Source organism: Mucilaginibacter sp. NFX135 (assembly GCF_048565145.1).
In the GTDB taxonomy this organism is placed as follows: domain Bacteria; phylum Bacteroidota; class Bacteroidia; order Sphingobacteriales; family Sphingobacteriaceae; genus Mucilaginibacter.
This window is the reverse complement of sequence record NZ_CP183412.1, coordinates 2,891,469-2,914,190: the sequence shown is the minus strand read 5'-3', so window position 1 is coordinate 2,914,190 and position 22,722 is coordinate 2,891,469. Positions and strand designations below refer to the sequence as shown.

At 41.7% G+C, this 22,722-nt stretch carries 16 protein-coding genes; 11 read left to right on the top strand and 5 right to left on the bottom strand.

Going from position 1 to position 22,722, the window contains the following annotated elements:
• Positions 1-35 precede the first annotated feature (35 nt).
• The 3 genes from ACNURT_RS12450 to ACNURT_RS12440 form a co-directional block, all read right to left on the bottom strand.
• Positions 36-2,030, bottom strand: coding sequence for a RagB/SusD family nutrient uptake outer membrane protein (locus tag ACNURT_RS12450; protein ID WP_419702017.1), 1,995 nt, complete (start codon positions 2,028-2,030; stop codon positions 36-38).
• A gap of 11 nt (positions 2,031-2,041) precedes the next feature.
• On the bottom strand, positions 2,042-5,170 hold the full coding sequence (locus ACNURT_RS12445; RefSeq protein ID WP_419702016.1) for a SusC/RagA family TonB-linked outer membrane protein: 3,129 nt from the start codon (positions 5,168-5,170) through the stop codon (positions 2,042-2,044).
• Between the two features lie 700 nt (positions 5,171-5,870).
• Positions 5,871-7,193 carry a serine hydrolase domain-containing protein gene (locus ACNURT_RS12440; protein ID WP_419702015.1) on the bottom strand — a complete coding sequence of 441 codons (1,323 nt, stop codon included), beginning with the start codon at positions 7,191-7,193 and terminating at the stop codon, positions 5,871-5,873.
• 178 nt (positions 7,194-7,371) lie between these two features.
• On the opposite strand from ACNURT_RS12440, the gene ACNURT_RS12435 reads away from it, so the two are divergent.
• Together ACNURT_RS12435 and ACNURT_RS12430 are read left to right on the top strand one after the other, a co-directional pair.
• Positions 7,372-8,391, top strand: coding sequence for a sensor histidine kinase (locus ACNURT_RS12435; RefSeq protein WP_419702014.1), 1,020 nt, complete (start codon positions 7,372-7,374; stop codon positions 8,389-8,391).
• Positions 8,392-9,093 (top strand): LytR/AlgR family response regulator transcription factor, encoded by a 702-nt coding sequence (locus ACNURT_RS12430; protein ID WP_419702013.1) that lies wholly within the window; start codon positions 8,392-8,394, stop codon positions 9,091-9,093.
• Positions 9,094-9,199: 106 nt separating this feature from the next.
• Here ACNURT_RS12430 and ACNURT_RS12425 read toward each other — a convergent pair whose 3' ends face one another.
• On the bottom strand, positions 9,200-9,472 hold the full coding sequence (locus tag ACNURT_RS12425; protein WP_419702012.1) for a hypothetical protein: 273 nt from the start codon (positions 9,470-9,472) through the stop codon (positions 9,200-9,202).
• A gap of 187 nt (positions 9,473-9,659) precedes the next feature.
• On the opposite strand from ACNURT_RS12425, the gene ACNURT_RS12420 reads away from it, so the two are divergent.
• From ACNURT_RS12420 to ACNURT_RS12380, 9 genes are all read left to right on the top strand, one after another.
• Entirely contained in the window at positions 9,660-11,651 is a 1,992-nt protein-coding gene (locus tag ACNURT_RS12420; protein ID WP_419702011.1) for an HRDC domain-containing protein, read from the top strand.
• A gap of 186 nt (positions 11,652-11,837) precedes the next feature.
• Complete coding sequence (locus ACNURT_RS12415) at positions 11,838-12,686, top strand: ATP-binding cassette domain-containing protein (RefSeq protein ID WP_419702010.1); 849 nt, start codon at positions 11,838-11,840, stop codon at positions 12,684-12,686.
• The gene (locus ACNURT_RS12410) at positions 12,679-13,449 is read left to right on the top strand and encodes a hypothetical protein (protein WP_419702009.1); all 771 of its coding nucleotides are present in this window, start codon (positions 12,679-12,681) and stop codon (positions 13,447-13,449) included. Before ACNURT_RS12415 ends, ACNURT_RS12410 begins: the two co-directional genes overlap by 8 nt.
• Before the next feature lie 11 nt (positions 13,450-13,460).
• Complete coding sequence (locus ACNURT_RS12405; RefSeq protein WP_419702008.1) at positions 13,461-13,865, top strand: GntR family transcriptional regulator; 405 nt, start codon at positions 13,461-13,463, stop codon at positions 13,863-13,865.
• Positions 13,852-14,595: a hypothetical protein gene (locus tag ACNURT_RS12400; RefSeq protein ID WP_419702007.1), complete on the top strand. Its 744-nt coding sequence runs from the start codon at positions 13,852-13,854 to the stop codon at positions 14,593-14,595. The genes ACNURT_RS12405 and ACNURT_RS12400 overlap by 14 nt, the downstream gene beginning before the upstream one ends.
• The gene (locus tag ACNURT_RS12395) at positions 14,592-15,479 is read left to right on the top strand and encodes an ABC transporter ATP-binding protein (protein ID WP_370994093.1); all 888 of its coding nucleotides are present in this window, start codon (positions 14,592-14,594) and stop codon (positions 15,477-15,479) included. The genes ACNURT_RS12400 and ACNURT_RS12395 overlap by 4 nt, the downstream gene beginning before the upstream one ends.
• A 21-nt stretch (positions 15,480-15,500) precedes the next feature.
• Positions 15,501-19,151, top strand: a complete 3,651-nt coding sequence (locus ACNURT_RS12390) for a hypothetical protein (protein WP_419702006.1) — start codon at positions 15,501-15,503, stop codon at positions 19,149-19,151.
• Between the two features lie 184 nt (positions 19,152-19,335).
• Positions 19,336-19,494, top strand: a complete 159-nt coding sequence (locus ACNURT_RS12385; RefSeq protein ID WP_370994095.1) for a lmo0937 family membrane protein — start codon at positions 19,336-19,338, stop codon at positions 19,492-19,494.
• A gap of 204 nt (positions 19,495-19,698) precedes the next feature.
• Positions 19,699-22,257, top strand: coding sequence for a CheR family methyltransferase (locus ACNURT_RS12380; protein WP_419702005.1), 2,559 nt, complete (start codon positions 19,699-19,701; stop codon positions 22,255-22,257).
• 6 nt (positions 22,258-22,263) lie between these two features.
• Here ACNURT_RS12380 and ACNURT_RS12375 read toward each other — a convergent pair whose 3' ends face one another.
• Positions 22,264-22,644 carry a single-stranded DNA-binding protein gene (locus tag ACNURT_RS12375; RefSeq protein ID WP_419702004.1) on the bottom strand — a complete coding sequence of 127 codons (381 nt, stop codon included), beginning with the start codon at positions 22,642-22,644 and terminating at the stop codon, positions 22,264-22,266.
• Positions 22,645-22,722 lie beyond the last annotated feature (78 nt).

The window sequence follows — 22,722 nt, the reverse complement described above, 5'->3', positions numbered from 1 at the left end:
AATCTTAATTGTTAATCAACAGATACATAAACAAATCAATATCCCGGATTTTGATAGCTCTTTTTATCTGCCGCGCTCATATCCATTCCGTCCAATTGTGATTGGGGAATAGGACGCAGGTAATAATTTGGTGCAATAGTACGTGTAAATGTACCAACGGTATGATCGTTCCAATCATTCGCGTTTGTTTTGCCTGCAATTACAAAGGAGCTGCTTAATTCGGCCCATTTTTGTGTACGCACAAGATCAAACCAGCGATAACCTTCTCCAAAATACTCACGGGTTCTTTCGGCTAAAATATAATTAATATCGATAGAAGCCGGCGTAGCAGCTATCACTGCAGCACTATTATCCTGTACCTTAGCCACATTGTTGCCATTATCCCAACGCCATTTCCCGGCGCGCCCGCGAATAACGTTAATGAGTCCTCTCGCAGTACCATCATTTGCGTAGGTACCGCCAACTCCCTTTGTAGCAGCGCCCTTAACCGCGGCTTCAGCTGCTATGAAGAACAGCTCAGAGAATTTAGCTACCGGAAATGGCCGAGTAAGGCTACCGTTAGGCTGACCCAAACCTCCATTATTATCCGTACGGTAAGGACCCAGTTTCCAGTTGCCAGGGTAACAAATTCTGCTGAATGCACTTGGTTCAATCACAAAATCTGCCCGGCCAGGTAATACTCCGGCACCAACCGTGCTTTTAAATTGTGAATTGGAATAATCCACACCATTTACATCGTCACTTAAAAAAGTAAGTACGGGCTCACCTTCGGCTACCGGCAAAAAGTTGGCGTTGTACAAATAAGCCGGAGTTGCATTATTTACTTTTACAGCTGCCTCCACAAAATTTGTACGGTAGCGGGTTACGAATGTACCGTCATAACGCGAATCGCTCGTTTTATCGGCAAAAGTACTTTTAAATATAGCCTGAGGGGGAGCGAGCATTGTCCATGGGCGGCCCAATGACTGTACTGCCGCACGTTGTACAGAGCTTACAGGTGTCCAACTATTACTGGAAGTGCTGCTTTTAATATTTGTATAATTCCATTGCTCAAACCATTGTGCAAAGCTGTCGGTACCAAAGCCGCCACCGCTATAGCCTAAATCGCCGCCGTTGTAAATGCTGCTGGTTTGTGTGTGATCAGCATACAACAAAAGTTCGTTATTACGATCGTTGGTGGCTACGTTCACGTCGTAAAACGTGGGCTGTAAACCAAACGTCCCGGGATCCTGGATAGCAGAGGTTGCAACATCATAGGCCTGCTGAAAATACCATGCCGCATCATGACCATTGGGATCGGTTCTTGGTGTGCTTGGAAAAGTTGGGATATTGTTGGGATTTTGCAGCCACCAGGCGTAGGTCAAATAAGCTTTCGCCAGGAAAAGACGCGCCACCGTTTTGGTAACTCCACCAACAACACGCCCGGTGGGCGGCAACTTATCTATCGCGGTTAACAGATCCGGAAACACTGCTTTCGTGTAAACCTCTGGTACCGTATTTCGTTTTGAAGTTCTTATGGTAGATGTGTTAAACTTCAATTCACCTCCACCCAGATCCAATGGTACCCCACCAAAGGTTTGTACCAGCAGAAAGTAATCAAACGCCCGGAAGAATTTGGCTTCTGCAATCAGGGCATCGGAAACACCTACGGCCGCGCCATTTTCAATTACACCGCTGGCCGTATTGATATTGGGAAATGCGGCTCCCCAAAGAATACCCGTATTACTTGTTGATGGATCTATATTTCCTACACCTGAAAAATCAAGGCTTCTTACATTTCCATCCGAGTTTTGCCCCCAGGTTGCCTCATCCGTACTAATTTCATTTGAATTTAAAAAATAGCCATTACCATACATCAATCGCAGGTGAGCGTAGCATGAGGTGATTCCACCTACTACGCCTGCCTGTGTTTTAAAATACTCCGGCGTAAAAATACTACGCGGTTTTTCATTCAGAATTTTTTTGCATCCTGTTAAGACGAATGCGGTTAAGACTGTTAGTCTAAATATGTTTGTATATACACGCTTCATTGTCTTATATTTTAAAATGTTACATTAATACCCAATAGATAGTTACGTGTTGTAGGTGTATTATACCCCACTGTCAGCAGCCTTCGTTGTCCATATCCATAGGCAACAGCCATATTTGCGTTGTCGTTTGCATATGAGTTAGGTTCTGGATCCAATTTTGACTGACTGTAATAAGGAGAAAAGAATATAAATGGATTTTGTGCAGTAGCGTAAACACGTAGCCTTTTTATGCCGGCCTTTTGCGCCCAATTACCTGTTATATTGTAACCCAGCGAAATAGTACGTATTTTCATATAAGAGGCGCTGAAATAACCCAAAGTAGAACCGTATTTGGGGTTGTTACTATTTTTAGGTCCGTTAGGATCAGGGTATTGGCCATTGGGGTTATCCGGGGTCCAGTAGTCTATGGCAATCTGCCCGCGCCGTCCATCTTCAAGATTCAGATAGCCATTGGAACCATACAGGGTACTGTTTAATATCCCACCATTCTGGAAAACTCCTACAATTGTAAGGTCAATTGCTTTATAGGCTACCCGTGTGTTAAATCCACCTTGAAATTTAGGGTCAGCATTTATAATTTGCCTGTCATCAGACCCAATAACACGTGTAGGTGAGCCGTCAGGATTGTGATCACCTGTATAAAGCACTTTAATCATACCTACCTGCCCGCCGCTTCCTTCATATTGCTTCACCGCGGTAGCTTCATTTGCCTGCCAGATCCCTACCTTTTGATAATCGAATATCACGTTCAGAGGATGCCCGACAAAAAGCCAGTTACTTTCGTCACGTGTTTGTCCGGATGCAAGGCTGGTGATTTTATTAACGTTACGATATAAATTCACACCAGCTTCCCACGTCCAGCCATTTTTATTGCTGAAGATCACTCCGTTAAGTGAAATCTCAAATCCTTTGTTTTGTGTAGATCCAACATTCCCGGTATAGCTACTTACACCAGAAGTAGCAGGCAAGCCTACGCTAAGTAAAAGATCATTGGTATTGGTAATATAGCCTTCAACCGTACCCGAAAGTCGGCTTTGGAATAAGGAGAAATCTAATCCCAGGTTTTTAGTTTTGGAGTACTCCCACCCTAATGCGTTATTAGGCAATTGGGTTACATAATATCCGTTGGCGTTTGTAGCGCCAAAGTTATAAGGTCTTACACTCAATTGTCCGAGGGTGGCATACGGCGCTACAGACTGGTTGGATGTTTGCCCGTAACCTACCCTAAGTTTCAGGGAATTGATCCAGTTCAGGCCTTGCATAAACGATTCCCGATGAATGTTCCATCCGGCCGAAACCGCTGGATAACTGTGCCACTTATGGCCTTTAGCCAGTCTTGATGAAGCATCACTGCGGAAGGTAGCACTCAGCAGGTAACGATCGTCATAAGAGTACATTACGCGGGCCATATACGACTTTAAGCCACTAATCCAATAAGATTGGTTGTTGGGATCTATTGTGATATCATCGTTACTTCCTGTTGAGGTTTGCCCCAGGTTGAAATATTGAAAATCGTCGCCGGCAAGGTTTTTTCTGCCGATAGATGAGCTGTTATAGCTTATTTGTTCTGATGAATATAATCCTACCACATTAATAGTGTGCTTTTGGGCAAAAGTTTTGTCGTATGAAAGCAGGTTTTCAATTGCCCATTGCGTGGTAAGCGAATTATTAACTGATGCCGTGTTAGGATTTGCTACATCGGAACTAAAAACACCGATACCCGTGTAGCTTCCTGTGTATCCGGTACGATAGTTGCCTCCCAGATTTAAACGATATTTCAGTCCATCCACCCCGGGAATTTTCATTTCGGCATAAGCTGAATTATATGAACCAAATTCCTTTGTTCTGTTTACGTATTTATCACCCAATGCATTCATCGTTCCTTTGGTATAAACCCATTGAATATCTTGTGGCATGGTAACTACTCTTTTGGTAGTTCCATCGGCATTAAACGGGTTTGCGATCGGCGACATGCTTAAAACACCGTACATACCTAAGTTGGCGCCATCGGTGATACTGTAACTGTTATTAGTAGTAAACCCTATACGGAACAACTTACCTATTTCCTGATCTACAGAGCCACGAAGTGAAATACGGTTGTATTGAGACAAGGGTATAGGGGCCTCATCCCTATAATAGCCCACACCAAATTTGTAGCTTGTTTTGGTTGCACCTCCCGTTACGCTTATATCATGATTTTGCACAGCGGCATTTCTATAAAATAAATCCTGCCAGTCTGTATTTATCTTTCCTGTCGGGTCTTCGTCAGCGCCCGGATTCATATTCAACCCGGCTCTTTTCCGCAATGCAATATATTGATCGGCTTGCATCATGGGATATTTCATAACGTCTTTAATGCCGTAATAACCGTTATAAGATACTTGCGGTTCCTGCCCCTTGCTGCCTTTTTTTGTAGTAATTAATATTACACCATTAGCTCCTCGAGATCCGTATATAGCGGTTGCAGAAGCATCCTTCAAAATGTCTAAACTTTTAATATCGTCCGGACTAATATCTGCAATAGTTCCGCCAAAAGGGATTCCGTCCAGAACAATCAAAGGATCGTTTTCGGCATTGATAGAACGTGTACCGCGGATGCGGATTTGCATAGTGGCGCCAGGCTTTGTTGATGTTTGAGCCAATTCCACACCTGCCACGCGGCCTTGTAAAGCCTGCGCAATATTGGCCGAGGGTACTTCATTCAATTTAGCCCCGCTTACAGAAGCCACTGAACCAGTTACGGCCTCCCGGCGCTGGCTGCCATACCCTACTACCACCACGTCCTGTAAATTTTTTGTCTCTGATGCCAATGTAACAATGATGTTAGTTTGGTTATTTACAGCCTTTTCCTGTCTGGTAAAGCCTATAAAAGATATTTGCAATATGGCATTGCCAGGTGCAGAAAGCTGAAAACTGCCGTTAGCATCGGCTACTACTCCAATCTGAGAACCTTTTACCTTAATTATGGCTCCGGGAACTGGTTGACCGGATGAGTCCATTACCCGTCCGTGAATTTTGATGTTTTGTGCATAAAGCGACAAGGAAAAAAGAGTCAACAGGGCCATAAAAGCGATGGTAAAAATGCTTTTAGAGTGAAACCTGCACGACTCAGTTACCTTTTTTTTTGAGTAAACTGTCATTCGCATAAGCGTACAATTAAATAGGTTAATAAAAGATTAATTATGGTGTACAGTGCCGGGATTTATCCGGCTGGTTTATAATCAGATGACTAAAGTAGAAGAATTTATTTAAAAATGCAATCGATTGCAATATATTTTTTTCCCTACCTTATTCGTTTGAGTTTAAGGCATAGTGATTATTAAAAAAGAGGAGCTTCTCTTTTTACAAGTTTAAAACCAGCCAAATAAAGTTAAATTAACTATAAATAAGACATGTAAATACAATCTTATGATCATTGAGGGGAAAGAAAAGCAAAACATTTGAGTAGCAGACAGGTAGTGTTATCAATCAAAGTTATCCATCCTAAAACCTATAAAATTGTAAATAAATACAATCGGTTTCATAATATATAAAGTTGGGAATCTCAACCTTTATAACTTGGTTTATTGGAATAAAAGAGGTTTACCTTTATATGGATAAGGGAAAGGATATTTATTATAAATCAATCGCCTGCAATCAGCGCGATTTTATCTAATGGCGAATGACGTTCATCAAAACCACCGGAAGACAGTAAAACAGAAGGAACGCTTTTATAAAACGATATGTATTTGTATTACTGAGCTCATTTAAAAGGCTATCAATTGGTGTATTTCAGGTCTGGCTTTAGAAGCACTGTCCCACGATATAAATTTTTTCTTAAAACCAGGAGTGGCGACAATCTTATTTGCGGTTAACTTTTAATACTTGTTTACCACCTTCAAAAACAATCATCGAGTTTACATCAGGGAACTGTAACTGTACGTCATAACCTTCCATAAAGAATTTGTTGGCTGATTCTGGGAATACGACTACAGTTGGTACACCGTCACCGGAAATTTTTAATGCGTTACCCTCTTTCTCTACCTTTACCAGTTTGCCATTGCTCTGTTCATAGGTGCCGGTATAGCCTTCGATCAACTTGTCAGCGATGACGATCCTTTCGTGACTGGTTGCCGATCTGTTCATTGTGGCCAGGATCTGCGTACCCGCTGTCAGCGCGCGTTTAATGATCCGATCGCAGATGAATTCGCCATTATCAGCATTGGTCATTACAACAATACCGTTTTTTGATTTGGGCAGGAAAACAGCCATTGTCCGTACGCCAATATCGGAGCCGCCATGCTGGAGAGCATAACCGCCGTCCGGCAGACCATCAACCAGGCCCCAGCCCAGGCCAGAGGCATTACCAGGTTTAGTCCGTCTCTGCGGTTTGATCATTTCGCCATAAATCGGGCTGCCTTTATCGACCAAATCCATGGTATAAATACCCAGGCGGCAATAGTCAGCTATAGTAGTGATCAGATCATCAGCAGCGTTTATTGGGGTTTGGATCGAAGTATTATAGCGTTTGCCCTGCCCATCGTGCCACATCGCAAAACGGCTGGTATCCAGCCGGTCATTCCAGTAATAGGTATCCTTCATGCCCAAAGGCTTAAACAGTAGCGAGTCCATCAGCGCTGCCAGTGATTTATGAAACTTTGCTTCCAGCGCCCTGCGTAAATACTCAAAACCCTCACCGGAATAACCAGAAGCAGTGCCCGGCTCAAACTTAAAATACAATTTAGTGCTGCCATTGTCCAATCGCCAGTTTGGAAAACCGGTCTGGTGGCTCAGTACAAGGCGTGTAGTTAACTTCATCAAATAAGGATTACCTGCTATATCCGGGTCGATCCAATAATGAGCCAGCGGCTCATCAAGATCCCATTGCCCCGTTTCCACCAGCTTTAGCGTCATCATTGCAGTAACTGGTTTGGTTTGTGAGGCAATATTGAATAAAGTATTTTTTGGTGCGGAATGCCCTTTTTGCAATTCACCAAAGTTTTTCATCCATTTAATCTTCCCGTTTTCGATGACACCTACACCTACACCTACACAAGGCACATGGTACTCAGTCATCCAAACCGGGATGTCCTTTAACAGATTTGATTGAACCGTGTCTGTTTGAGCAAAAGCTAAACCCATCAGCATAAATAAACTAATGAAAGAGGTAAGGAAAGTTTTCATGTTTTTTAAAGATTTACTCAAAAGTATTTTGGCTCAAACACCAGCCAAAATATAAGTGTTGAACATAACCAGGCTGATGATGAACTCACTTACGGCGGTGATAAAACGTTTATCATCAAAAAGTATACGTTCATCACCAAAATTTGGTTTATGTTAAAGCTTGCGCTTTCTTTGAATCATGAAACAATTTGACTGGACACAATTATTTACCGGGCCGTACAAGGTTTACACCCAGCTCGTGTTCTGGGTTATTGTTTTCATTCTTTATATTGTACTGAAAGAATACCCTAACCGGATGACTGGCGCAACGTTGATCTGTCTGGTTTTGCAGGAAACATTGGAACTGGCGATACCCTCCTACTCACAAAACCTGTTCATTCTGCCTTTTTTCAAACGTCGACAGTGGCTTTTGGGCAGTTTGCTTTACCTGGTGCAACTGGTGGTGCTCATTTATGGTTTACCCTATCTTCTTAATACTATAGGTTTAATATTCCCCATCCGGGACAAGGTAAACTGGCATAATGAGCACATTGCTTTTAGCGTAGTAGCCTTTACGATCATTGCCTCCATCTTTAAAATGGGCCTTGACAAGCTGATCCTTGACAAACAGCGAAAGGAAAATGAACTACGGCACTTGAAAGCTCAGCTCAACCCACACTTTTTGTTCAACACCTTAAATAATCTATATGGCTTATCCGTAGCCGAATCCAAAAAACTCCCGGGTCTGATGCTGAAATTGTCTGAATTGCTACGCTACTCATTATACGATACCAATCAAAACTATGTAGCAGTGCAAAAAGAATTGGATTACATCAGCAATTACATAGAATTGGAAAGAATACGTTTGAGTGACAAGGCTGACATTAAGCTGGATATTATAGGGGACTTTACAGATCAGTATATTGCACCATTATTACTGATCATTTTTGTCGAGAATTGTTTTAAACATTTTTCGGCTGCAAAAGGTCAGCAGGCCTTTGTACATATCTTTTTTAAAATCAGGGAAAATCGTTTACACTTCCACGTTAAAAACTCGATTGATGAGAATTATATCCTTGTTCAAAATAAATCCAAAGGCGGTCTGGGCCTGGGCAATGTCAAACAACGGTTAGATTTGATCTATCCGCAACAATATACCCTAAAAACAGCAAAAGAAAATGCTTATTATGAAGTAAACCTTGAAATAGATTTAAGCTAAATGAATATTAATTGCATCATTGTTGACGATGAACCCATTGCCCGTGACATACTCAAAACCTATATTGAGCAGATACCGTATTTAACACTAATTGCTGGCTGTGAAGATGCCTTTGAAGCAATGCAGATCCTGAACAGGAATGAGATTGATCTGATTATTCTGGATATCAATATGCCGCGCCTCACCGGGTTTGAGATGTTGCGCTCCCTAAAGAAACATCCGGCGGTGATCATCACTTCAGCATATCCTGAATATGCACTTGAAGGTTTTGAACTATCGGTAACAGATTATCTGTTAAAACCTTTTTCCTTCCCTCGTTTTGTGCAGGCTACCGAAAAGGCAGTAAACAGGAACAATGATTCGGCTGCGGCCTATAAAATAACGGCTTATGATGAAGATTTCCTGATGGTTAAATCCGATAAAAAACTAACCAAAATATTTTTAGAGGAAATTGAATATGTGGAAGCTTATGGCAATTATATCTTTATATACCGGAACACCGGCGACCGCATCATGTCTAAACAAACCCTTACACAGTTTGAGGAACAATTACCTGTACATAAATTTATACGGATACACAAATCCTACCTATTATCGCTGAAAGCCGTTAAATATCTGGAGGGTAACGAAGTAGCCCTTAATAGCATAAAATTGCCGGTAGGGAAAGTTTATCGCGAAAATCTAATGAGGAGTTTAAAGTGATTGAAGCCAATTTCTTCAGATCTTCCATAAAAATAGCTTTTGGCTTACCTTTTAGCTATAAGTATTTGTTTTTCCGCCAGGGCAGGTCGATAGCTGATCGTTTTTTTCATAGTCTTTCTATATAATTGATGATAAAATTCGCAAGCTGCTCCTGCTCCCCAATAGATAACAGATCACCATCATAGATCCAATATCCCTGCTCATCAAATAAGATACAGCCCAGGTCATCAGGCTTTTCATCAAAAGCGGTATACAGCTGATAACATTGGGCTACTTTACCAGGCGGATTACCTGGCACTACCCGTATAATTTCATCGGGGCCATTAATGCGCTTTACAAAAGCTTTAGCCTCCCTGGTCAGATAGCTATGCGTGGTCATTTTTAACGGTTATAATTTTTTCAAAGATAAATAAAATACTAATATTTTTAGTATTAACTTTACCCTCATGATTTAATATGTCAGAAATTAAAGCAGATATCATTTACTGTTACGCAAGAGCCTTTCTTTATGGAAAGAGCTTTTTATATAAGATGAATTCTATTGATAATGTTATTATTGTAAACGAATGACTGAACTTAATCCCGCGATGCAATTGGCCGCCGATTACCTGGAATTGACCAACACGGTTATTTTTCTTACAGGTAAGGCGGGTACTGGCAAAACCACTTTTCTGCAAAACTTAAAGCATACTTCGAAAAAGAAACTGGCCGTGGCGGCGCCAACCGGTGTAGCGGCGATTAACGCAGGGGGCATGACCATCCATTCTTTATTTCAATTGCCATTTGGACCGCTTATACCCGGTGGGAATGAGCGACCCGACATCCATTATAACCAGGAAAAGAAGGAACTGCTGGGCAATCTGGAGCTGCTGATCATTGACGAAATTAGTATGGTACGCCCGGATATACTGGATCAGATTGATCTGATCTTGCGGAATGTTAAGGAATCTCCCCATCCTTTTGGCGGTGTACAGCTATTATTGATCGGAGATCTTTCACAACTGAGTCCCATCATCCGGGATGAAGAATGGACATTATTAAGTCGTTATTATGCAACGCCCTATTTTTTCAGTGCTCTGGCTATGCAAAAGGCATCTTATGTCCGGGTCGAACTGAATCACATCTACCGGCAAAAGGAACAAGCTTTTGTGGATATCCTGAATGAAGTGCGAAACCAGCAGATCAGTAAGGAAAGCTTAGCCTTGCTGAATGAACGCTACATGCCTGATTTTCGATCGGCCGCCGACGATCCTTATATTACGTTGACCACACATAACAGCATTGCCCAACAGGTGAATACGGAATTTTTAGCGGCTTTGCCGGAACAGGAATTTGAATTTGCAGCCACTATACGTGGTGATTTCCCTAAAGATGCTTACCCTACCGAAACCCGGCTCAAACTCAAGATAGGAGCTCAGGTGATGTTTGTCAAAAATGATGGATCAGCAGAAAAGCTGTATTATAATGGCAAGATCGGTACAGTTAGCCGCATCGAGGGCAATACCGTATTTGTTCAATGCAGCCGGGAAGATAAAGAGCTTGCGGTAGAAACTGCAGAATGGACGAATGTGAAATACCAACTGAATGGTGAGGCTATCAGTGAAAGCGATGCTGGTAGTTTTGCGCAGATCCCCCTAAAACTGGCCTGGGCCATCACTATCCATAAAAGCCAGGGCTTAACCTTCGACAAAGCTATTATTGATGTTAGTGAAGCCTTTGCCTCCGGACAGGCCTATGTTGCACTAAGCCGTTGCCGCACTTTATCGGGTATGGTCTTACGCAATCCTATTAGCGCCCATAATATTATTGCTGATCTGGCGGTCATTCGCTTTAACGAGCAGGCAGCTTTGATTACTCCTGATGCACATACACTTCAACGCGACCAACTGCTATATGAAAAATACTTGTTGGGTGAATTATTTAATTTCCATGCACTGCAAACCAGGCTCAGAGGTTTCGAAATACTACTTCCCGACCTGGAAAAAGACATTATTAGCATTGCGGGTAAGTTCACTAAACAACTCAAAACCGAACGCAGCCAACAGGCAGCTATTTATTTTCTTGAAAAACTTACAGCCGCTACCGAAAGCCTGCATCAACAATTACCTGGCCTGATCAAACAATCAAAAGAATTAGCCAAAAAAGCCGACCAGCTCGTTGTTTGGCTGATGAACCGCATCCGTTTATTGGAATATTTTGCGCAAGCTCCTTTTACGACTGCTACCTACCTGGAACTGACCAAAGACAAGATTAAAACATATGACAGATCCTATCTGAAGGTACTGAACGCCCCGCCCAATGAAAAACTATATCAACAAATACTTGATTGGCGGGAAAAAACGGCGATTAAAGAAAATATCATGCCCAATATGGTACTTTCTGAAAAGACCCTGATGACAATAGCGGAAAAACTACCGGATACGCTTAAGACCCTGGGCACCATCAAAGGGATCGGTGTGCATAAGGCAACGCAATATGGACCTGAACTGATCGGATTGATCCGCACCTATCAGCATGAATTACAAAACCCCGGAACAGAGCAGGTTAGTTTGTTTTAAGCCAGGCGTTATCTACCCAAAAGAATATTTGCCTTAGCACCATTTACTATACCATCCCAAAAATGGTAAACAAACGGGAAGGCAAAACATATAAAAACGTAATAACAAATAATTTTATCATAAGACTTGATTTACAAATTCTTTTTTCTACATTTGACTGTACTACCAAACTAATACACTAAAACAATGATTCAAATAAGCAATTTGAATTTTAGCTATGATCGCAAACGCCCTTTGTTTAAGGACCTGAGCCTTAACCTTAATGCCGGTCATATTTATGGGCTGCTCGGAAAAAACGGGGCAGGCAAATCAACCTTGTTAAAAAACATTGCCGGCTTAACATTCCCGGCATCGGGCAAATGCATGATCAACGGGATAGAAAGTTCCAAAAGATCTGTATCCGTTTTGCAAGAGCTTTATTTTATAGCCGAAGAGGTCCATGTACCTGTATTAACACCTGCTCAATTCCTCAAACGCACAGCCGGTTTTTATCCCAAATTCAGCACCATTGATTTTTATGGCTATCTGAAAACTTTGGATATTGACGATGCTTTGCCAATGAGTAAAATGTCATACGGGCAACAAAAGAAAACAATTATAGCTTTCGGACTGGCTACTAATACAGGTACACTTATCATGGATGAGCCAACCAATGGATTAGATATCCCATCGAAAGTACAATTCAGGAAACTAATAGCATCTGTACTAAATGATGACAGGTGTATTGTAATATCAACTCATCAAGTACGCGATCTGGACAGCCTTATTGATACCGTATTGATATTGGACGATCACCGGATAGTAATTGAACAATCAATTGATGAACTTACCGAAAAACTAATTTTTGGCGTGTTTAATGATACCGACGGGCTGCCTGTACTGTATGAAGAAGATACGCTTAAAGGCAAACATGCCATATTACAAAACACCAGCGGCAAGTTCAGTAAAATGGATCTCGAGCTGCTTTTTAACGCAGCAACCAGCAGTAATACTAAATTGTTAAATATTCTAAAGCCGACTACCTATCATGAATAATTTTTTCAGCTTCAAACGTTTTTCACGGCTGCTTATTAAGCACAGCGCCGAGCATTATCGAACTTATTTAATGTCGATTGGTGTTTTGGCGGGTGTAATGTTGCTTGGTGGTTCATTTATATTTTATATGATACCAGGGCCAATGGATGCCGGCTTCCAAACCGCGTTGTTTGCTATTCTTATGCTCATTGCCGGCAGTCTTTTCACCAGCACCGTTTTTGCAGATATGGGCGATAAAAGAAAAGCCATACCGGCTTTAAGCCTGCCTGCGTCTACATTTGAAAAATACCTGGTAGGCTGGTTTTACTCTTACCCGCTGTTCATGATCATATATACGTCTGTATTTTATCTTGTTTTGCTTGGCCTCATCAGCATAAAACACTGGCCCGGCCATAACAGTGAAGTCTTCAGCATTTTTCAGGACAGATTTTCGATATTAATTATTCTTTTTTCGTTGCTGCACGCTATTAGCATGTATGGTGCAATCGTTTTTGAAAAACTGCATTTTATTAAAATTGCCTTTTGCTTTTTCATATGCTATGCCTTGCTTATCATTTGTAATACGTTCTTTTTGCAATCAATTATGGGGCGTAATATATTTCCGGCAACACCGTTCGGTTTCCTGAATTTTATGGAGGGCCATAACTTTTATTCTCTTAGTGTGGGTTACGAACAAACGCTTTGGATTTTTGCATCCTTATCGATAGTAATATTACTATTCTGGATAGCTACTTATTTCAGGCTTAAGGAAAAACAGGTTTAAAGGAACAGGAAATGGAATTTAAGGATAACGAAGCGATATACCTCCAGATAGCTGCTTTTGTGTGCGATCAGATTTTGATGGGCAAGTGGCCCGCCGATCAGAAAATACCATCAGTGCGCGAAATGGCTGTTGAACTGGAAGTAAATCCCAATACGGTTATGCGATCATACGAATTTTTGCAGGGACTGGAAATAGTTTACAATAAACGCGGACTTGGTTTGTTTGTTGCTGCCGACGGCTTTGCCAAAGTTAAAGCATACCGTAAACAAAATTTTGTGCGCCAAAACCTGCCTGAGCTATTTAAGAACATGTACCTGCTTGATATTTCAATAACGGAGATCAGCGAACAGTATAGACAATTTCAAATGAGCCAGCCCACCATAACACCTCAACATAACCAGGATGAAAACAAGTAATAAATTTTTAGCAGCCGCCATAATCTTGCTCCTGCTATCGGTGATCTTATACGATTTTCAGCTCAGGGCTGAATATAAAAAAGGAGACTTCAGAAACCCATTTGGCAACTTTATCAAGTTAAATTTAAGTGGCTTTAAGGTGATTAACCTCAAATCATCTACCGCTATAAATATGAAAGTTGTGAAAGGACCTTTTAAGGTGCTTACCGATCCGGACGCCATTGAATATGCTAAAATAAACCAGCACGGAGATACATTAAATGTAGAAGCCAGTTTTAAATCCAATTTTCATAATGTGCGCTCCTCCTACGTCATGTATGTTTCATGTCCTGAACTCCATGCCTTTATTGCCGATGCCCGTTATACAGCAGGCGAAAATCAGGTAACAGATACACTTGCTGCTGAGGATTTTAAATGGCGTTCAACTATTATAAGCGGCTTTACAAGCAATCACTTAAAAATAACGCAGGATCATGCCAGCAATATCCTGCTGCAAAATGATAGTATAGCGGTATTAGATGCTGTAACGGGTATAACTAATGGCAGCGCATCAAATCTTACCATCGGCAAGGGTAATCATATTGGCAAGGCTCAGCTTGATATCAGGAACAGCAGTCGTTTATGGATCAGAGAGGCCGGCAATACACAGTTCAATTATCATATAGCCGATAGCGCCAAACTTATTATAAACGGTTCATCGCAAAATATTTTAAAACTTAAACAGCCATGAAATTAATTATCGATTCTCTTTCAAAAACCTATGCCAATGGTGTGCATGCGTTAAAAAACGTATCGCTCACACTATCAAATGGCATGTTTGGTTTGCTTGGGCCTAACGGAGCAGGTAAATCATCGTTGATGCGTACTATAGCCACATTACAGGAGGCCGATTCAGGAAGTGTATTTCTTGACGACCTTAATGTATTGAAAAATAAAACACAGGTACGTCAGTTACTGGGATATTTACCGCAGGAGTTTGGCGTTTATCCCAAAATATCGGCCGAACGGATGCTTGATCATATTGCCCAGCTAAAGGGTGTAGGCAATAATGCCGAACGAAAAGATCTGGTACAGGGCCTGCTTGAAAAAGTGAACCTCTTCAAGGATCGCAAAAAGCACCTCGGCACGTATTCCGGAGGGATGAAGCAGCGCTTTGGCATAGCGCAGGCACTCATTGGCGATCCTAAGCTTATTATTGTCGATGAACCTACAGCAGGGCTTGACCCGGCCGAACGGAATCGTTTTTACAACTTGTTGAGCCAACTGGGCGAAAATACCATCGTTATCCTGTCAACCCATATTGTTGAGGATGTAAGCACTCTTTGCGCCAACTTTGCCATTATTTGTCAGGGCGAGGTACTTTATGCCGGTGATCCTGAAACTGCAGTAAATGAATTGAATGGAAAGATCTATTCCAAAGCTATCGATCGTTCGGAGATTAAATATTACCGTGATGTTTATAATGTGATATCCACCCAGCTTAAAACGGGCAAGCTCCATATCAGGATATTACAGGAAACCGGGCTACAGGATGGCTTTGTTCCGGCCACCCCTAATCTCGAAGATGTATACTTCAGCAACATTGCCAAACGGGTAGATGTAAATACCATGTAAACAATTAAAAAACAATAACTTATGTTCTTGAAAATATTTCTGTTCGAGATCCAGAATAGGGTCCGCAGGCCAGCCTTTTACCTGTATTTTTTCGCAGTATTGCTTTTTACCGTGTTTGCATTTTCTACAGGCGCTTTGCCTATAGCCGAAAAAGAGCACATCAATTCGCCTTTTTTAATAGCATTTTGGTGTGCGGGTATCACCATGATGATGATGCTTATCAGTTCGTCGGTTATGGGTTCGGCAATTTACCGCGATATTGAATATCAAACTAAAGATTATTACCTCACCTACCCCATCACCAAGGCCGGCTATTTCTGGGGCAGATACCTGGGTTCGTTTGTTTTTATGCTCATTATAGCGCTGGCTATTTTACTCGGTATATATCTCGGTACCATTATAGGCCCTCTTATTGGTAAAACCGACCGCGCTCAATATGGGCCAAACCAACTGTTATATTACTTATATCCATTTTTCACCATCGCGTTACCAAACCTGTTCTTTACCTCATCGTTATTCTTTGGCCTGGTAGCCATAACCCGTAATGTGAAGGTGATCTATTTTGGTGGTATCCTCTTGTTTCTTTTTTATTTTATCGCCCTGTTCTTCCTCAATCATACAAACAACACAACGGTTATCGGCATATCTGATCCCTTCGGAATGAACGGCATCCGGTATCAAATGAACAATGCCACAGCCACCGAACAAAACAATAACCTGATCCTGATCAACGGCTCCATGGCCATTAACAGAATTATTTGGCCAGGATTGGGACTTGTCATTCTGCTGTTTACCTACATCCGCTTTAATTTTGAAAAATTCTTTAGCGGCAAGCGCGATAAAGCAGCCATTGATGAGATAAATACAAAGGCAACCAATAATCCTATTAAAATACCAGCTGTAAGTTTCGCGGGTAAATATGAACGGCGGGTTTTATCAAACCTTGTAAAGCTGGAACTGTTAAACATCATCCGCGATAATTACTTCTGGATCATTGTAGGCAGCGGCAGCATCTTTTTAGGCTTTGTATTTTGGTTGGGCGAAAGAAATTATGGCATACCCGATCTGCCACGAACCGTAATGCTTTTAAGTATCTTCAATGATGCCTTCCCATTCTTCATCTTCTTTATTATCATGTTTTATACCGGTGAAACGCTTCAGCGCGACCGGCTTACCCGCTATGCCTTTATTAATGATTCGTTACCACCCCCAAACTGGGTATTAAACGGCTCAAAGCTGATCCCTTTACTCGTTATTGGCGCCGGCCTGTCGTTTATCCCTTTAGTTATTGGCGTAATTGTACAGCTTACCAAAGGATATACAGCACTCCATTTAAGTACATATTTGAGTTATATTTTCATTATACTATTACCAAAGCTACTGCTGATCGTTGTGTTTTGTTACCTGGTACATGTAATCATCAACAATAAATTTGCTGCTTACGCGGTAGGTGTCACCCTATGGATAGGCTTTTTCTTTTTGGAGCTTACCGGTATGTTCAATTATCATTTATTGCTGTACTCCTACACCCCAAACACAGGCATCTCGGATATGGATGGCATGGGGCACATGATGGCACCAATAAGTTGGTTTAATCTTTACTGGCTTTTAGGCGGTGGAATTCTCATCATTGTAGCCGCATTATTCTATTACCGGGGTGTAAGCTCGTCATTTAAAGAACGGTTGCGGCTGATATCAGAACGCTTTGATAAAAAAACGAAGCTATTTGCAGCGGTACTCATCCCTTTGTTTTTAGTTGTAGGCGCATATATTTATTATAATGTAAGTTACCTCAATAATTATTTAAGCAAAGATGAGCAGGAAGACCGTGCTATTATTTATGAAAAGGCCTTAAAAAAATATCAGTCGCTGCCATTACCCAAAGTAACCCGCATAAAGATGGCTGTTGATATTTTTCCGGATAAGCAGCAGGAGTTTGTAAAAGCTCAGGTCACTATAATAAACAAAACAGATAAGCCTATTTCAAAAATGCTGCTTGATGCCGATGACCTCAATTATTCCATAGCTATTAATGGAAAACCAGTTCCGTTCACTAATCCGTTATTTTATTCGCGGGGATTTTTTAATTGGTTTAGGCCGAAGCAGGATACAGCCGATTTTAGACTATACCAATTGAGACAACCGCTTGCACCCGGGGATTCGGTTATTTTGGAGGTTAACTCATCGGTTTCACATATCGGTTTCACAAATGGACTTTATTCAACTAATCTGTTGCATAACGGCACCTTTTTTACAGGCGGCCTGCCTGGTTTGGGCTATGACGACGATGATGAAGTTGGTAGCCCATATGTACGTAAAAAGGCAGGCTTACCACCCAAAACAGCAGAAACTGAAATACCTCAAAATGATCCAATTGGCATAAGAACTTTGAAAGCAGGAAAATCTGCGGACTTGCTAAGCCTTGACGTTACGGTAAGCACCTCTGGCGATCAAACTGTTGTAACCCACGGCGAGTTGATCAAACAATGGAAACAGAACGGTCGTAACTATTTCCATTACGTACAAGATAAACCAGGCATGTACGTACCATTCAGCATTATTTCGGCCCGGTTTACCGATAGCCGTGATAGCATCATGCTTGATCATAAAATATTTATCGATGTCTATCATCATCCTGCTCATAATGAAAACACGGCCCGTTTTATAGATGCTTATAAGGAGAGTCTTAAATATTACAGCTCTGTATATGGCGCCTATCCATTCAAAAACATCAGACTTGCGGAAACCTCCATTTACGGCCCGCGTGAATCTTCAACAACCACGCTTGATACTTATGCGGAGTACAATGGCTGGCATGCTCATTTCACCCAACCAAATGAGTTTGATTACCTGTATTTTGCTACTGCACGTAATCTTGCCCAGCAATGGTGGCGCTTTCAGGTGGCCCCGAACAATACGGTAGGTTCATTGGTAATACCCGAAGGACTTGCCAATTACGATGCGTTGATCATGACCGAAAAAAAATACGGAAAAGCCAACATCCGAGCTGTATTGCTTGACCAATTATGGTATTACCTGTTTGTAAGACGCCGGCTGGAAGAAGGGGAACATCCGCTGATTAGGGCCAATCAATGGTTTGAATGGAGCGGAAAGGCAAGTGTAGCCATGTACGGTTTACGCAACCTCATTGGCGAAGATAGTTTGAACAACGCGCTCCGCGAGTTTAAAAATGCCTACGCATTTAAAAGTCAGCCGCCTTTTGCGGGCACAAATGATCTTTATCGTTATCTGCAAAAACATGTACCTGATTCTTTACAGTATTACATGACTGATACCTGGCAAAAGGTAACGCTTTATGACAGTAAGGTTAACGCTGTAACAGCTATAAAAATAGCAGGCAAGAACGAGTATAAAGTAACTATAAAGATAAATATCAATAAGGTTTGGATAGATAACAATCGTAACGACGTGCCCGCATTAAAGATGAATGACTATATCGATATCGGGATCTTCGCCGCGGACACGATTGATAAAAATGGAAGAAATCAGGCGAATCTCCTTTATCTCAAAAAATATAAACTAACCCGGGGCGAACACCAATTTACAATTATAGTTAAAGGTAAACCAAACGCTGCCGGAGTTGATCCGTTTGGCACGCTGGTGGATAGAAATCCAAATGATAATATGAAAACTATTGATCAGATTAACTAATATAACTGCCGCATAAGACAAAATCACTTTTTGGATCCGGGCTTCGTTGGATCGCCCTATAGGGCAATCCTTAATTACAGCCAGAATTTCTATTGGCATAACACTTAATTGGACCAATTCCACAGCAATGCTAAAAACTGGCATGATTTTTTGTAAAGTTTAAATACATCAAATCTGAAAAACTATGAGATCATTATTGTATTTGATCGCAGTCATCCTGATCATAGGATGGGCGATCGGCGTATTTGCTTATTCAGCAACCGGTTTAATTCATGCTTTGCTTGTTATCGCAATAATTGCGCTTTTGCTGGGCATTATCAGAAGATCCAGTCCTACTGTGTGATGAACCTTAACTTTTAATGCGTTTTTTAATCCGCGTTTCAGAATCCTATACCTGACCTATACCAACAAGAGAATGTATTTAATTTATTAATATCATTTTCTTGTTGGTTTATTGTGCCCATTCAATCGCATACCTCTGCTAAAAATATAATTCACGGCTTTTTTTTGCTTTAAAAGATTTAATATTGCCTTAAGCCGAAATATAATGACAGCCTCAAAAAACAAAAAACAAATTACTACTTCAACATTATTGTTTCCGGTTGTTGGTATCGGTGCATCCGCGGGTGGACTGGACGCGCTCAAGCAATTTTTACAGGCCTTGCCTGCTAAAACGGGAATGGCTTATATTTTTATACAACACTTGAACCCTAATCACGTCAGCGTTCTGCCGGAAATATTGGAGCGGCTTTCCCCTATTCCTGTGCAACAGGTGACAGACCTCATGCGGATTGAACCGGACCGGTTATACATCGTACCGGAAAATAAAGTGGTCACTACATCAGATGGTATCCTACATCTGGAACCACGGATCAAGAATCTTAAAAAAAATGATATTATAGACCAGTTCTTTTCCTCATTGGGCGTGGTACACCAAAGTTACGCGGTTGGCATTGTACTATCCGGTGCATTGAGCGATGGTACGGTTGGGCTGCAGGTTATTAAGTCTTACGGAGGCTTAACCTTTGCACAGGACACAGGCTCGGCAGCTTTTGATAGCATGCCCAGTAGCGCTGTTAAGGCAGGAGTTATTGATTTTGTACTGCCGCCTGCAAAAATTGCCGAACAATTAGTCGGGATCAATAAACTTTTTCAATCAGATGCCACCGTTGATCATAACGAACTCGCCAAATCTGAACAGCAGATCTTCAAGCAAATACTTGCCGTTTTAAGGACCCGCCGGGGTGTCGATTTTCAAAACTATAAATCCAGCACCCTCAAACGCCGCATTATCCGTCGCATGGCGCTTAATAAAACAGAAAACCCTTCTGCTTATCTCGAAATTCTACGGGAAAATAAAAATGAACTCGATGCCTTATACAATGATATGCTGATCTCGGTTACCAACTTTTTTCGTGATCCGGAAACTTTCAATGTGGTATGCTCGGAGGTATTCCCTGAACTTCTGCGCTCAAAGCTCGATAAACAGGATCCGCTGCGCATTTGGATCGCCGGCTGCGCTACGGGCGAAGAGGCTTATTCCATGGCTATTTGTTTACAAGAGCAATTAGGCGATAAAGTCACCGGGCTGAGGATCCAGATATTCGCGACCGATATTTCTGAAACGGCCATTACCAAAGCTCGCACCGGTATGTACCGGCATGCAGAAATGACAGGATTAAGTGTATCACGGATTCAGCAGTTTTTCACGAAGCTGGATGGCAGCTATCAGGTCAATAAATCGATCAGGGATATGTGTGTATTTGCCCATCATAATTTACTGAAGGATCCGCCATTCTCCAAGATCGACCTGCTGAGTTGCCGCAATGTGATGATCTATCTGGAGCCCGTGCTGCAAACCAAGGCTTTAGCTATTTTTCATTATGCGCTAAACAAGGATGGTTTTCTGTGGCTGGGCAAATCAGAAACTATCGGAAGACATACCGATATATTCAATCCCCACAAAGCTGCCGATAAGTTGTATCGCCGCAAAGGGCCGACAGGCCGCTATGTGAATGTCGCCGGCATAGCCGGCGAAACGATGTTTAAAGAATTAAACGATGATTTACGCAGGGAGGAAGAAAAAGATATTTTTAAAATAGCCGAAGAAGCCATGCTTCAAAAATTGATCCCGCCTTGCGTTTTAGTGAACGAAAAATTCGATATCATCCAATTTAAGGGGGCTACCGATCACTGGTTATCTTTGCCAAATGGCAAACCCAGCTTTAACCTGCTGAAGATTGCCAGGGACGAAATAGCACATGAAGTACAAACCATATTATTACAGGCTAAGAAATCGCGGGAAACTGCACACAAATATGCAATTCCTTATACCTATAACGATCTGCAGCATTTTGTAAATCTGCAGGCTATTCCTTTAGAATCAGCAGCCGACATCTTCTTCCTGGTTGTTTTCCAGCCGGCATCATCAACGGGTATCCAGCCCAATATGTTTGAAATAGCCAGGCGTGGCGGCGACGATTCGTATGACGCTTCCTCCCTCCGTATTGAGCACCTGGAAAGGGAATTGATCCAAACGCGGGCCAATATGCGCATGATCACCGAAGAACAGGAAGCCACCAACGAAAAGCTTCAAAGTTATAATGAGGAGCTCCTATCGGCGGGGGAAGAGCAGCAAAGCCTGAATGAGGAACTGGAAACTTCAAAGGAGGAATTGCAAAGCACCAACGAAGAGATCATTATCATCAATAAGGAATTGATAGACCGCAACGAGCAACTTAATAGTGCCCGTCTTTATACAGAAGCAATTGTTGATACCATCCGCGACCCACTACTTATTATTGATCAGGAACTGCGTATCAAACGTGCCAGCCGCAGCTTTTATTTAAAGTTTAAGCTGAGTGAAAAAGAAGTAGAAGGCCAATTATTATATGAGATTGGTAAGGGCAAATGGAACATCCCCTCATTGAAAAAACTGCTGGAACGCATCCTGCCTGAAAAGACAGTGATGGAAGATTTTAAGGTGGCGCATGATTTTCAGAAAACAGGTAAGCGTGAACTGTACCTGAACGCCCGGACTATACATATTCCAGGCGATGAACAACTGATCCTGCTGGCAATAGAGGAACGCATTGAAAACAGATAAAGAAAGTTATTTTTCCGAGCGGACAATCTTTTCCAGAAATTCATCCGTTTCAAAATCACTGTTTCGCCCCAATAGCGTAAAAATTTCCGGAATGATCTCGGTCGTGTATCGTTTAATGCCCTCCTTATCTTCAAAAGACCGGGTACGGCATTTTCCTTCTATATAAATTAATTTTCCTTTACGAAGCGTTTTGTGAGCAGCCTCGGCCAGCGAACGCCACATCACGATATTGTGCCATTCGGTATGTTCTGTTTTGATACCGTTTTTGATAACAAACTCAGACGTGGCAAGCGGAAAGCTTAAAACGGCGGTATTATCCTGCAAATATCTAAACCCCGGGTCTTTTCCTATATGGCCGACCAGGATAACCTTATTAACTCCTGACATAGCTTTTGGGTTTTAAAGATTAATCTTTTATACTTATCATCTTGATAACACCAGTTATTTCATTGAGTTTTAAATAAT

Bases quoted from the DNA above. Each gene is read 5' to 3' on its own strand.
- ACNURT_RS12450 (WP_419702017.1), bottom strand. From the start codon at position 2,030: ATGAAGCGTGTATATACAAACATATTTAGACTAACAGTCTTAACCGCA.
- ACNURT_RS12445 (WP_419702016.1), bottom strand. From the start codon at position 5,170: ATGACAGTTTACTCAAAAAAAAAGGTAACTGAGTCGTGCAGGTTTCAC.
- ACNURT_RS12440 (WP_419702015.1), bottom strand. From the start codon at position 7,193: ATGAAAACTTTCCTTACCTCTTTCATTAGTTTATTTATGCTGATGGGT.
- ACNURT_RS12435 (WP_419702014.1), top strand. From the start codon at position 7,372: ATGAAACAATTTGACTGGACACAATTATTTACCGGGCCGTACAAGGTT.
- ACNURT_RS12430 (WP_419702013.1), top strand. From the start codon at position 8,392: ATGAATATTAATTGCATCATTGTTGACGATGAACCCATTGCCCGTGAC.
- ACNURT_RS12425 (WP_419702012.1), bottom strand. From the start codon at position 9,472: ATGACCACGCATAGCTATCTGACCAGGGAGGCTAAAGCTTTTGTAAAG.
- ACNURT_RS12420 (WP_419702011.1), top strand. From the start codon at position 9,660: ATGACTGAACTTAATCCCGCGATGCAATTGGCCGCCGATTACCTGGAA.
- ACNURT_RS12415 (WP_419702010.1), top strand. From the start codon at position 11,838: ATGATTCAAATAAGCAATTTGAATTTTAGCTATGATCGCAAACGCCCT.
- ACNURT_RS12410 (WP_419702009.1), top strand. From the start codon at position 12,679: ATGAATAATTTTTTCAGCTTCAAACGTTTTTCACGGCTGCTTATTAAG.
- ACNURT_RS12405 (WP_419702008.1), top strand. From the start codon at position 13,461: ATGGAATTTAAGGATAACGAAGCGATATACCTCCAGATAGCTGCTTTT.
- ACNURT_RS12400 (WP_419702007.1), top strand. From the start codon at position 13,852: ATGAAAACAAGTAATAAATTTTTAGCAGCCGCCATAATCTTGCTCCTG.
- ACNURT_RS12395 (WP_370994093.1), top strand. From the start codon at position 14,592: ATGAAATTAATTATCGATTCTCTTTCAAAAACCTATGCCAATGGTGTG.
- ACNURT_RS12390 (WP_419702006.1), top strand. From the start codon at position 15,501: ATGTTCTTGAAAATATTTCTGTTCGAGATCCAGAATAGGGTCCGCAGG.
- ACNURT_RS12385 (WP_370994095.1), top strand. From the start codon at position 19,336: ATGAGATCATTATTGTATTTGATCGCAGTCATCCTGATCATAGGATGG.
- ACNURT_RS12380 (WP_419702005.1), top strand. From the start codon at position 19,699: ATGACAGCCTCAAAAAACAAAAAACAAATTACTACTTCAACATTATTG.
- ACNURT_RS12375 (WP_419702004.1), bottom strand. From the start codon at position 22,644: ATGTCAGGAGTTAATAAGGTTATCCTGGTCGGCCATATAGGAAAAGAC.